The sequence below is a fragment of the Niveispirillum fermenti genome, from assembly GCF_052474395.1.
In genome coordinates this window covers 773,558-786,961 of sequence record NZ_CP156678.1, presented here as the reverse complement: position 1 = coordinate 786,961, position 13,404 = coordinate 773,558, and the positions used below count along the sequence as shown (strand labels likewise).

The window sequence follows — 13,404 nt, the reverse complement described above, 5'->3', positions numbered from 1 at the left end:
TGCCGCGTGAACACATGCCTGAAAATGTCGATCCCTATCCGTTTATACCAAGCCAACGAATGTTGGCGCCGGCGATTGAGAACCAATTGGTTCTGGTCAGCGTAAAATAGTATTATACGCCATCTGGACAGCTCCCGGGCCGGCGGGTATCGACGACAAGGCACCACCCCGGAAACAGGCCGGGGTGGTGGAAAAGCATGTCGGCAGGTTGAGAAAGAAGGCGATTTGCCGGGCGGGCATCAGCCGGCATGGGGAGGCATATCCACCCCACCGCCACCCGCCATCATCAGAAACGGTGCCCGACCGATATGCCATAGGTGGCTGGTGTGCCGGTGAACCGCGTGACAAAGTCGCTGAACTTCTGCGCCTTGGTGATGTAATATTTGTTGGTGACATTCTCGCCGAATATCTGGGCATTCCACCGGCCATCACCCGACACGACCCCGACCCGGAAACCCAGCAGCCCATAGGCCGGCAACCTGGTGGACGGCGAACTGTACGCACCCGACGTGAACCCGTTATAGGTGGCCATCGCGGACAGGCTACCGGAGCGATAGCGGTAGTTGGCGCCGACAAAGCCGGACAGATCTTCGGTAATCGCAAAATCCTGCTGGGCATCGATCAGCAGCGAATATTTCGGCGCGTCCGGGAAGGACGACCCCTTCAGATTGGTGGCGACGCCGAAACCGTCATAACCGGGCGTATCGCCCTGCACCCGGGAATTCAGGTAAGTGCCCTGCATCTTGACGAGCGTACCCGTTGCCGGGCGCAGTTTCAGCCCCATCTCCGCGCCATACACACGGGAATTGGGTACATTGACGAGCAGGTTGAAGACGCCGAACAGCCCGAACGGGTCGACCGCACGGCCGGCAAGCTGCTTGTCCTTGTAATCGTAGTAAAAGACGCTTCCATCGATCTCGGCAAAGTTGCCAAACATCCGTGATTTGACACCGGCTTCATAGGCCAGCAGAGATTCCTGCCCGACCGGCCCAAGCTGGCTGTATGTGGTCGCAGTGATATTGGGGAAACTGCCGGCCTTGTACCCTTTGCTGATCGTGGCATAAAGCAGCGTGCCAGCCTGCGGCTTGAAATCCACGCCCGCGCGCCAGGAGAAGTTCCCCTGATTGAGTTCCTGTTCGAGATAGATCGGCGTCAGGCCGGGGCCGAGCGTCAGGCAGCCACCCGGCACAGCGGGCACGAAATTGTTGATGCCCGCCCTGCTCTGAAGTGTTTGCTGAAGGATGTTGGTGACGGCAAAGGCCTCGCCATTGACATCGCGTGTGCAACCGCCATGATCGATGTCGGTCCAGGTATATCGGCCGCCGGCATGGATACTCACCTGTTCCGACAGGTTGAAGTCGAGATTGGCGAAGCCCGCCTTGCTGACGGAAAGATTGCGGCCGGTATTTGCAAAGGAACTCTGGGCCAATCCGGTCGCCGCATAGAATGCGTAGACCGCTGTCGTGCCCCTTGAGTTCTGGATCTGGTCTTCGCGGACACGGTCACGCGCGTAATTGGCGCCGACAAGCCATGTTAACCGCTGATCCGCCACTTCGCCGCCCAGGCGAAGCTCCTGGAACAGGGAATTCACGTCGCCGTTATTATAGATGATCTGTTCGACATTTGCACCGATGGGCTGTGCTATGTCGCGCTGCCTGTATCGCTGGTAGGAACCCAGATACGTCAGGGTGACATCATCATTCAGGCCATATTCGACACGCCCGGAAACTTGCCCGAACTTCTGATCCAGCCTGGGGCGAACCCCTGTAAACCAATCGGTCGCCCGATTGCTGTGAGGCGCCAGTGTCACGTCGCTCAGGCCGGGAACATTGACGATGTTCTGCGGCCGGGTCGGAATGAAGGCAAAGACCTGGCCGGGCCGATTTTCGGATTTGTCACGAAAGCCGTTGAAGGTGAGGGTAGCCGCGAGATTATCCGACGGATCAAATTGAAAGGTGGCCCGTCCCTTGTAGACTTCCTTGTCGCCCAGCCGGCCGTCGCGCGACTGGCTCCACTGATAGGCGCCGCCGCGATCCACCTCAAAGGCAATTCTGCCACCAACCGTATCGCTCAGAGGGCCGCTGAGGAAGCCGCCCAGATTGACCTGATTGTACGACTGATAGGTGGCGTCGACACCCGCGCTCAAGCTGGAGGTGGGCTTCGCCGCGATGTAGTTGATCGCGCCGCCGGTCGCGTTCTGACCATACAGGGTCCCTTGCGGACCTTTCAGGACCTCGACCCGCTGCAAATCGACCGTCGCGCTCTTGGTCAGCGCCGGGTATGCGTAAGGCACCTCGTCCTGATAGACGCTGACGGTCGGGCTCGCCGACAGGGAAAAGTCGTTATAATTGATCCCGCGGATCGAATAGACCGGGGCGCCGTAATTGCTTTCGGTCACGACGAAGCTGGGATCGATCTTCACCAGCCCGTTCACATCGCGGATGTTCTGAAGGCGCAGTTGATCGCCCGTGGCGGCGGTGATCGCCATACCGACATCGCTCAGGCGTTCGGAACGTTTCTGTGCGGTGACGACGATTTCCTCAAGCTCAAATACGGCGGCCGGGCCCGACGCCAAGTCGGTCGAAGGGCGCTGGGCTTCCTGGGCACAAACCTGGGATGCCATCGTCAGCGCCAGGGCCGAACTGGTCAGTCGAACGGCGCTTTTCATGTGTCGGATCATTTATCCCTCCCAAAGCTCAACAGTTTTCGTCCAGGCTCCGGACGACTGTGTAATTCTTCTGATTGGCGGACGGTAGGTCATGCCGGCCGCTATGGCTTGCGATTACTGGCTAATTTCCGCTGCCAAAGACGATGGAACGCGTATGGGCATGTCGAGAAGAATTTGTGCATTCCCCTTGCCCAGCGGGTCGAACCGCGCCGATGCCGGCCCACCCCCACCCAGCGCGTCATGCATCACCAGATTGAACGACGCTGTGCCCGGCAGATGGAAACGCTGGATGCGGCCCTTCACCATGTGGGCGAAATAGTCCCCCACCGCGTCGGGCGTCAGCCTTGACCAAAGCAGCGGCAACCATTCCGGCCGGCGCGCGATGACGCCGATATTGGCGATATTGCCCTTGTCACCGCTACGCGCCCACGCCAGACGGACCAGCGGGATTTCCACTTGGCGCTCGCCGGGGGGATCGGTCCACGCAACCGGATCGCCGGGCAATTCCGTCTCGGGCCCGCCGGCCGGGGCGGGGGCCGGGATATCGATCACGGTGGTGACGTCCCCCAGGCGGATGCGCACCGGCACGCGGGCCTTGTCCAGCAGGAAGGACAGCGGCTTGATCAGCGGCGACGGCGATGGTCGCCCGCCGGCCGGCATGGTCGTGCCGGTGGACCAGGAGGTGCCGGCCGCCGTAATCTCACGGGCAAAGATTTCAAGCGCCTTCTTGTCCGCATGGTCGACCACGATGCGCACCATCACTTCGCGGGCATCCTGCGCGCGGGAGTTGGCTCCATACAGCCATTCGCAGCCGAAAAACTCGATCTGGACGTTGGTGTAATCGGGCAGACCGCCCTGCTGGAAAATTCCGCGCGTGCGCTCGATGATGGCATCGGCGGTCCGTTGCGCTTTGGCCTGCGCGTCGATGCCCACGACCGCCGTCATCCCGGCACAGCGATAACCGTCAAGCCGGGTGGCGGAGACCTTGTAGGTACCGGACGGCATGCGCCCCCGCGCACCGCGGACGCGCACCCGGTCGGGCGACACCTGCTCGATAGTGACATGACGGAAGTCACAACTGACATCGGGCAGCAGATAGGCGCCGGGATCACCGATCTCATACAGCATCTGTTCAACCACACAGGCCCGGTCGATCAACCCGCCTGTGCCGGCAGCCTTGGTCAACTCGAAGCTGCCATCCTCCCCACACGCGATGATCGGATAGCCAATATGGGGCCAGTCGGGAACGCGGTTCCAATCGGTGAACAGGCCGCCGGTGGCCTGACAGCCGCATTCGATGATGTGCCCGGCCAGGCTGCCACCGGCCAGGCGGTCATAATCCGCCGGGGTCCAGCCGAATTCATGGATCAGGGCCCCCAGCGTCACGGCACTGTCCACACCGCGACCGGTGATGACAATGTCGGCACCGGCCGCCAGCGCCTGCGCCACCGGAAAGGCGCCCAGATAGGCATTGGCGCTCAGCACACGCGGCGGCAGGGCCTCGCCGGTGAACATGTCGCGGACACCCTCCTCGCGGAGCCTCTCCATCTGGCCGCTGACATCATCGCCTTCGACAATGGCGATGCGCGGCGACAGGCCCATCGACGCGGCCAGTGCCGCCAGGGCATCCGCACAACCCTGCGGATTGATGCCCCCGGCATTGGCGATGACCTTGATCCCGCGCCTCATCACGTCGGGCAGCACCTGGCGCATCGCGGTATCGATGAAGTCGATGGCGTAGCCCATGTCCGGCTTCTTCGCGCGCATGGCGGCCAGGATGGCCATGGTGGTTTCAGCCAGATAATCGAAAACCAGATAATCGATCATCCCGGACGCCACCAGTTGCGGCGCGCCGACCATGCTGTCGCCCCAGAATCCAGAGGCCCCACCGATCCTGACGATCTTGCCGGTCATGATCAGCACTCCCAAAGATTGTTATGATTGATATCGGGCACCGCTACGGTGCCGCCCCAGCCCCGGCGGAAAGCGCGAAGCCCACTCACGCCGCGGTTCGTTGGCGGCGTGCGGCCTGCAACTGGTCCAGCAGCTTCTCGCGCTTGGCCGCCGTGGTGTCCGCCTGTGCCTGCCGGACATGGCCATAACCCCGGATCGACTGCGGCAGTGCGGCGATCTGGGTGACGATATTCAGCGTCGCCGGGGTAAGGTCGGCAACCGCCCCCTCCAGATCCGCCTCGTACTGCGCCAGAATCTGACGGTCTAGCCGGCGTTCGGCATTGTTGCGGAACGGGTCCAGCCAGCTTCCCCGCAGGCCCCGCAGGCGCGCCATGACCTTCATGGCCTGCAGGACCCAGGGCCCCGCCTCACCCTTGATCGGCTTGCCGGTATGAGGGTCGCGTTTCGCGAAGGGCCAGGCGCCCAGGTGGAAACGGAGCCGGATCGGACCTTCGAACTCCTTCTCCAGGGAGGCGCGGAATTCCGGATCGGTGTAGAGGCGGGCCACCTCCCACTCATCCTTGATGGCCAGCAGGCGATGGTAATTATGCGCCACCGCCCGGGCCAGCGCGTCACCCTCCGCAATGCCGGCTTCCCGCTTGCGCACCTTTTCTACCAGGCCCAGGTACCGGGCAACATGCGCCTCGCCGCTATGCGCGCGCAGATGTTCGACACGATGCGCGATGAGCTGGTCCAGGGTCCGGCTCTGCGGCGGCAGTGGCGTCACAACCTTGTCCGGCTGCTGGGCCTGAATATAGCGCTCAACCGCCGGCAGGTCGTGGGCGGCACGGCGGCCCCACAGGAAGGCCTGCTTGTTCATGGGCACGGCGGCACCGTTCAGTTCGATGGCCCGCTCGATGGCCGCAGCACTCAGGGGGATCAGCCCACGCTGCCAGGCCAGGCCCAGCAGGAACATGTTCACCCCGATCGGGTCGCCGACCAGGGCGGCTGCCAGCCGCTGGGCATCCACCAGGACCAGGCCGGCGTCGCCCACCGCCGTCTCGATCCGCGCGACCAGCGCCTTGGGATCGATCTGCCAGTCGGGATTGCGGGCGAAATCATTGGTGGGCACAAGGTCGGTACACACGACCGCGCGCCCATGACCGGACGGCAGACGCGAAAGCGCATCGTCGGAGGCCGCCACGATCAGGTCGCAGCCGATCAGGGCATCGGCCTCGCCCTCGGCGATGCGGGTGGCGTGCAGCATCTGCGCCTCGGGCGCGAAACGCACATGCGAGGTTACGGCGCCATATTTCTGTGAAAGCCCGGTCACGTCCAGGTTGGAGCTGTACAGACCCTCGATATGGGCCGCCATGGCAAGGGTCTGGCCGATGGTCACCACGCCCGTGCCGCCGATGCCGCAGATCAGCACGCTGTGGGTGTGCCGTAGCGGCAGGATGGCGGGCTCGGGCACCGTATGGGAATAGGCGGGCTTTGGCGCCGATGCGGGGCCTGCCGCCGCCGCTCGCCGCGGTTTGCCGCCCTCAACCGTCACGAAGCTGGGGCAGAAGCCCTCCACACAGGAAAAATCCTTGTTGCAGGAGCCTTGATTGATGCGCCGCTTGCGGCCCAGTTCGGTTTCAAGCGGTTCGACCGACATGCAGTTCGACGCCACGCCGCAATCGCCGCAACCTTCACAGACGGCCGCATTGATGAACAGGCGCCGATCGGGATCGGGCAGCTTGCCCCGCTTGCGCAGGCGGCGCCGCTCCGTGGCGCAGGCCTGATCATAGAGGATCACCGACACGTCGGGATATTCGCGGAACTCCCGCTGCACGGCATCCAGGGACGTGCGGTGATGCACGGTGACACCGGCCGGCAGCGCCACGCCCGCATAACGTTCCGGCTCATCGGTGACCACCGCCATCTTGGCGATGCCTTCGGCGGCGAAGCCGGCCAGGATCTGCGGCGGGCTGAGATTGCCTTCGACCTGCTGCCCGCCCGTCATGGAGACGAAGCCGTTATAGAGAACCTTGTAGGTGATCGGCACCTTGGCGGCCACGGCCTGACGGATGGCCAGATATCCGGAATGCGCCAGGGTGCCGTCGCCGATATTGGCAAAGACATGACGCTCGGCGGTGAAGGGCTGCTGGCCCAGCCACATCACCCCTTCGGCCCCCATATGCGAGATGGTGGTGGTCTGTTTCGGGTTGGTCAGCATGGCCATGCCATGGCACCCGATGCCGGCCAGCGCCCGGCTGCCGTCGGGCACCTTGGTCGAGCGGTTATGCGGACAGCCGGAACAGAAACCGGGCTGGCGCGACGGCATCGGCGCCTTTGCCGGTGCGCCGGCAGCCGGCACCGGAGCCGGCACATCGCAGCCCAGCACGCGGGCCAGCACGGCGGCAACGCGCGTGGGGGAGATTTCGTTGGCATTGGGAAAGGCGATGTCGGCCGGCCCCGGCTCGAACAGGCCGCCCGCGAACAGCTTGCCCACCAGACGCGGGGCGTTCGCCTGACCATAGAGGATGGTGCGCACCTGATCCTCCAGGACCGGGCGCTTCTCCTCCACCACGATGATGGTGTGCAGGCCCTGGGCGAAATCGCGCACGATCTCCGGATCCAGCGGCCAGACCATGCCGATCTTCAACAGCTTCAGGCCGGCGAAGCGCGCCTGCCCCTCCCCGGCCGCGTCGCGCCCCAGGGCCTGCAGCACATCCTGCCAGGCCTTGCCCGCCGCGATGACCCCGACCCCGGCGCCGTCCGGCGAAGCGACGATCTGGTTGATCCCGTTGGCGCGGGCATAGGCCATCACGGCGCCATGCTTGTGGTTATACAGCCGGTCTTCCTGGGGCAGCGGCAGGTCGAAGCCACGGATGTGGTAGCCACTGCCGAACATGTCCCTGGGCTGGCTTGGCACCTCGGGCAGGATGATGGAAGGCGCATCGGCCCCGACATAGACCGACCCGCCGCCTTCGACCACGTCGGTCACCACCTTCATGCCGACCCAGCAGCCGGAAAAGCGGCTCATGGCGATGCCGTGCAGACCGTATTCCAGCAGTTCCTGCGTGGTGGACGGGTAGAGCACCGGCATGCCCACCGCCATGAAGATCGTGTCGGAGAAATTGGCGACCGAGGAGCTTTTGGCCCCATGATCATCACCGGCCAGACACAGCACCCCACCCTTGGGCGAGGTACCGGCATGGTTGGCATGGCGCAGCACGTCGCCCGACCGGTCCACACCGGGACCTTTGCCGTACCAGATGCCGAAAACCCCATCCACCTTTGCACCGGGAAAGGTGCCGACATATTGCGAGCCCCAGATGGCCGTGGCCGCCAGGTCTTCATTCAGGCCGGCGCGGAACACGATGTTCGCGTCCGTCAGCTCCTTCTGTGCCGCCCATAGCTCCATGTCGTAACGGCCCAGCGGTGAGCCGCGATATCCCGAGATGTAACCACCCGTGTTCCAGCCGGCGGCGGCATCGCGCGCCCGCTGCTGCAGGGGCAGACGCACCAGGGCCTGTATGCCGGTCATGTAGACCCAGCCATCATTGACGCGATAGCGTTCATCCAGCGTCGCGACGTCGCGGACCAGTGCGGTGTTCAAATTCTGTCTCCCGATCGGGTGTCAGTGCTGGGCCGGCGGCACGTCGTGGCCGCTCCTGCCCACCAGGAATTCCAGGTCGCAGCCGTCATGGGCCTGATTGACCGTATCGACATATAATTTGGCGTAGCCCCGGCTGGCCGGTGCCGGCGGGGGTGTCCATGCGGCCAGCCGCTGCTGCAATTCCTGGTCGGAGATCAACAGGTCGAGCCGCCGTCCGGCAACATCCAGTTCGATCAGGTCACCGTCCTGAACCACCGCAAGCGCGCCGCCCACAGCGGCCTCGGGCGAGACATGCAGCACCACGGCACCGAAGGCCGTGCCGCTCATCCGCGCGTCGGAAATGCGGACAATGTCCGTCACCCCCTGTTTCAGCAGCTTGGCCGGGATCGGCAGCATGCCCAGTTCCGGCATGCCCGGAAAACCCTTGGGCCCGCAATTCCGCAGCACCATGATGCAATCGGCATCGATGTCCAGGGCCGGATCATCGACACGCCGATGCAGGTCCTGCTGGCTATCGAACACCACCGCGCGGCCCCTATGCTTCAGCAGGCGCGGATCGGCGGCCGACGGCTTGATGACCGCGCCGTTCGGGCAGAGATTGCCGCGCAGGATGGCGACGCCCGAATTGGCCATGAAAGGCTGCGCCACGCTATGGATCACATCCGGGTTGAGGCACACCGCGCCTTCATTGGCCTGGGCCAGCGTGATGCCGGCAGCGGTCAGCGCATCACCATGCAGCAGGCCGGCCTCGCACATGTCGCGGATGATCACCGGCAGGCCGCCGGCCTCATGGAAATCCTGCATCATGTAGCGGCCCGACGGCTGGAGATTGAGCAGTGTGGGCACGTCGCGCCCGATCTGGTGCCAATCCTCGATGGTCAGTTCCACGCCCATGCGTCGTGCCACCGCCGTCAGATGGATGACGGCATTGGTCGAACCGCCGATGGCGGCATTGACCTTGATGGCATTCTCGAAAGCCTTGCGCGTCAGCAGCTTGTCCAGCGTCAGACCTTCTCGCACCATCTCCACGATGCGCCGCCCGACCATGCGGGCCAGCACCCGGCGCCTTGCGTCCTGGGCGGGAATGGCGGCATTGTCGGGCAGCCCCACCCCCATGGCCTCGACCAACGAAGCCATGGTGGACGCGGTGCCCATGACATTGCACACGCCGACCGAGCGGGTGAGGCAGGTTTCCGCCTCCTCGAAATCCTGGTTCGTCGCGCGGCCGGCCCGCAGATCCGCCGCCAGGTTCCAGGCATCCTTGATCCCGAAGGGACGGCCCCGGAAACTGCCATTGAACATGGGGCCGGCCGACAGGCCGATGGTCGGCAGGTTGACGCTGGCCGCCCCCATCAGCAGGGCCGGCGTGGTCTTGTCACAACCCATCATCAGCACCACGCCGTCCAGCGGGTTGGCGCGCAATGTCTCCTCGACATCCATGCTGCACAGGTTGCGCAGCAGCATCGCCGTGGGCCGCGTCAGCATCTCGCCGGGCGAGATGACCGGAAATTCCATCGGCACACCCCCGGCTTCCAGGATGCCTTCCCGCACATGCTGCGCCAGGTCCCGGAAATGCGAATTGCAGGGGGTCAGTTCCGACCAGGTATTGCAGATGCCGATCACCGGACGCCCGTCGAAATGATCCGTCGGCACGCCACGGCTACGCACCCAGGCGCGATGGGCGAAATTCTTCGCCCCCCGCCCCTCGAACCAGGACTGCGATCGCAGCATGCGCTTTTTTTCGTCGGACATAGGCATAGGCCTTCCTCTATCGATCCCGGGGCGGCGGCCGGCCTGCTGGATCAGGCGGCAGAAGATCATTTCCGTCCGGATTCCGATGACATGCATCACCATGATGACCCGGCTGATCACCAGCGAATTCTACGTCTCCTTTGTCCGGTCTACTTGCGATTAGTGGCTGATCTCGATTACCACCGGCGCTGGGGCCTTGGATGGGGATCAGCCCGCTTGCGCAGTACCATCGGCGCGCATGCGCCGTTCCAGCATTGCCAGCACCGGCGCCAGCAGGACCACCAGAAGGGCCGGAACCGCCGCCGTACACAGGGCGACCTTCAGACCCAGTTGATGTGCCATCAAGGCGGCACCGATGAGCGGGGCAGCACTACTGCCCAGACGCGAGACGCTGCCCTTCCAGCCGACCGCAGCGCTGCGCATGGCGGCCGGATAGACGATCGGCGTCAGGATGTTGAGCGACTGATAGGTACCGACATTGAAGAAGCCGGCGCAGACGATCGTGACCACGAACAGCGGGCTGCCGAAGGGAAAGAAAGCCAGTCCTGCCAGGGAAAGCGCGCTCAGCGTCGCATACACGCCGATCACACGGTAGCGCCCGAAGCGATCCATCACGAAACCGGTCGAAAATCCGGCAACGATGGCAGCCAATCCGGCAACAGAGGCGTAAGCCGCGTAGTCGGTCAACGGAACACCTTCAAATTCATGAAAGAAGGTTGCCGAAAGGCCGAAAACGTTGACGCTGATCTGGCCGCAGATGCAACTGAACCAGAGTGCGAGCGTGAAACCGGCACGCCGGTCCCCGAAAATCTCAATGACTGAGATACGGGCACCGCGTTTCCGGGCGGGTGCATCGAACCGCGTCTTCGGCCCCAGGACGATACCCAGCTTGCGAAGGGCGGCAAGGATATCAGTGGAAGGTGCGGCAACCCGTGCCAGATGAAGCGGCGATTCAGGCACCAGAAGCAGAATGGGCGCGATCATCAGGAGGGGGGCCACAGCCCCGATGACATACATGCCCTGCCAGCCGATATGATCCAGGGACAGGGCCACCAGGACGCTGGCCCCGACCGTGCCGACACCGATGCCGGCGTAAACGATGCCGACCATGCTTGAACGGCGTTTGATGGACGAGATATCGGCCACAAGGCTTGCCACGGCGGGAAGCAGGCCGCCGCCCACAACCCCGGCCATGAAGCGCGTCACCGCAAAACTGGTCACGGAAGCGGCGAAGACGCTCAGCAGGGTGGCGATGGCGAACAGCGCCAGCAGCAGGATCATCATGCGCTTGCGACCAAACCTGTCGACCAGCGGCGCCAGCAGCAGCCCGCCAAGCGCCTGACCGACAGGCTGGGCCGCATAGGCGCCGGTCAGGCTGGCCGTGGTCACCCCGAGCGCCGAGGCGATCGCCGGCAGCATCTGCCCGGTCACAGCCAGGTCATAGCCATCGATCAGCAGTACACAAAACAGCAATGCCGTGGTCATGACATGGCCACGCCGCACCGGCGACTGGTCGAGCAGTGAGGCGAGGTTGACCTTGTCGTCGCCCGCGCTGTCGTCAGGATCTGCGGCAGCGAGGTTGGCTTTAGGCATTCGATACCCCTCAAATTGCAAAGTGCCGGTCAGCGTTGCCAGCTATTGAAAACGAGATCGCGCGTGCGTCTCAGATGGCTGGTCAGCAGGCTCACAGCCTTCTCTTCATCACGCGCGATGGCGGCTTCGGCGATTGCCACATGCTCTTCCTCGTCGCCGCGCTGGCCGTTGACGGCCGCGCGCGAGATGGCGCGATAGCGGGCCGCCGCATCGGATGTGCGTTGACAGAAATTCTGCATCCAGGTCGATCCGCAGGCGCCGATGAGGGCATTGTGGAAATCATCATGGGCGTTTTCCCACTGCGCGCCACGCAGGCCGCTATCCACCTCGACCAGACGCGGCGCCCGGCGCAGGCGGTGCAGCATCAGCACTACATTTTCTTCCCAATCCCGGCCGCCGCGCTGGATCGAGGCCCGCAGCGCCGCTTCGTTCGCCCAGCAGCGGGCGTCGAACAGATCATCGAGATCCTTGAGGTCGAGCGACGCGACCCGAAAGCCGCGCTGATCATGCTGAGACACCAGCCCCTCGCTGACCAGCCGGTTCAGCGCTTCCCGGATCGGGCTGGGCCCGACCTGAAGCTCCTCGGAAAGGTCCTGGATGTGCAGGCGTGCGCCAGGCTGGTGCCGCCCGACGATGATGGCCTCCCGGATACGGGCATAAGCGGCCGACGCGCGCGTGTTGGCCACAGCCTCAATCATGAATGACACTCCCTTGGTGTGTGGTCGCCGGACCCCGGAAAAGGCCCCCGCAAAGGCACGCGCGCAAGCGCCTTGATCGCCCGTGCGGGCGGTAACTTACACATTCAGCCCATCGCTGATCACCCTGTCCTTTGCGCGGACGGTGAGGTGCCGATCCCCCTCCACCCCGCAACAATCTCCAGATTTCTATTGCATCACTTAATAACATCGATATTTTGGAAGTCCAATCAGTTTTATCGTTATCTCAGGGGACGGAATGCGATTTATCTCTTTTCTTGAGGCGGGTGAGGTGCGGACGGGCGTCATCGCGGGTGACGGCGTGATCGACATTGCCGCCTTGGCGCTTCCTGGCATGACCAGCCTGCTCGACGTGATCCGCGCCGGGGCTGACGGGCTGTCTGACGTCGCGGCGGCACTTCCCCGCACAACCGTCCTGCCCAGACCCCTCGGCGCATTGAAGCTGCTGGCGCCGGTGCCGGCGTCGGGAAAGAACATCTTCTGCATCGGGCGCAATTATCTGGGCCATGTGCAGGAGGGGTATCGCGCCCGTGGACTGCCGGTCGACGTTCCCCAGGCCCCGCAGATTTTCAGCAAGCCGCGAACGACACTGGCCGCCGCGGGCGATGAACTGCGCTTCGACAGAAATGTCAGCGACCGCATGGATTATGAAGGCGAACTCGGCATCGTGATCGGCAAGGGCGGCCGGAATATCGCGCCGCAGGATGCGTTCGACCACATATTCGGCTATACGATCATCAACGACGTCACCGCCCGCGATCTGCAGCGCAGGCATGATCAATGGTTCAAGGGTAAGGGTCTGGACCAGTCCTGCCCGATGGGCCCCTGGATCGTGACCAGGGATGAGGTGGCGGATATCCAGGCTGTGGAGATCGTCACGACCGTGAATGGCGAAACGCGCCAGTCGGCCCGGATTTCCCAAATGATCTTCGACATTCCCACCATCCTGGCCGAGCTTTCCAAGGGCATGACGCTGGAGCCTGGCGATATCATTGCCTCGGGCACGCCGGAAGGCGTGGGCTATGCCATGGCCACGCCGCAATATCTGGCGGATGGTGATGTCGTCACCGTTTCGATCAGCGGCATTGGTGCATTGACCAACCGCATCGCCATGCGTTGACCATCGCCCACAGCGGCGCCGAAATATTGCGGCCCATCTGAACCCACTGGAAACA

7 protein-coding genes are annotated in these 13,404 nt (G+C 63.8%); 1 reads left to right on the top strand and 6 read right to left on the bottom strand.

The features are described from left to right. Window positions 1-286: 286 nt before the first annotated feature. The 6 genes from ABC728_RS02955 to ABC728_RS02930 form a co-directional block, all read right to left on the bottom strand. Complete coding sequence (locus ABC728_RS02955; protein WP_416619714.1) at window positions 287-2,680, bottom strand: TonB-dependent receptor; 2,394 nt, start codon at window positions 2,678-2,680, stop codon at window positions 287-289. Between the two features lie 102 nt (window positions 2,681-2,782). Continuing rightward, on the bottom strand, window positions 2,783-4,582 hold the full coding sequence (locus ABC728_RS02950; protein WP_416619715.1) for an acyclic terpene utilization AtuA family protein: 1,800 nt from the start codon (window positions 4,580-4,582) through the stop codon (window positions 2,783-2,785). Window positions 4,583-4,667: 85 nt separating this feature from the next. Then, window positions 4,668-8,168, bottom strand: coding sequence for an indolepyruvate ferredoxin oxidoreductase family protein (locus ABC728_RS02945; RefSeq protein ID WP_416619716.1), 3,501 nt, complete (start codon window positions 8,166-8,168; stop codon window positions 4,668-4,670). A gap of 21 nt (window positions 8,169-8,189) precedes the next feature. Next, window positions 8,190-9,926, bottom strand: a complete 1,737-nt coding sequence (locus tag ABC728_RS02940) for an IlvD/Edd family dehydratase (protein ID WP_445376258.1) — start codon at window positions 9,924-9,926, stop codon at window positions 8,190-8,192. Window positions 9,927-10,127: 201 nt separating this feature from the next. Continuing rightward, window positions 10,128-11,513, bottom strand: a complete 1,386-nt coding sequence (locus ABC728_RS02935; protein WP_416619718.1) for an MFS transporter — start codon at window positions 11,511-11,513, stop codon at window positions 10,128-10,130. Window positions 11,514-11,542: 29 nt separating this feature from the next. Beyond that, on the bottom strand, window positions 11,543-12,199 hold the full coding sequence (locus tag ABC728_RS02930) for a GntR family transcriptional regulator (protein ID WP_416619719.1): 657 nt from the start codon (window positions 12,197-12,199) through the stop codon (window positions 11,543-11,545). Between the two features lie 268 nt (window positions 12,200-12,467). Between ABC728_RS02930 and ABC728_RS02925 the strand changes: the two genes are divergently transcribed. Continuing rightward, entirely contained in the window at window positions 12,468-13,349 is an 882-nt protein-coding gene (locus ABC728_RS02925; RefSeq protein ID WP_416619720.1) for a fumarylacetoacetate hydrolase family protein, read from the top strand. Window positions 13,350-13,404: the final 55 nt, after the last annotated feature.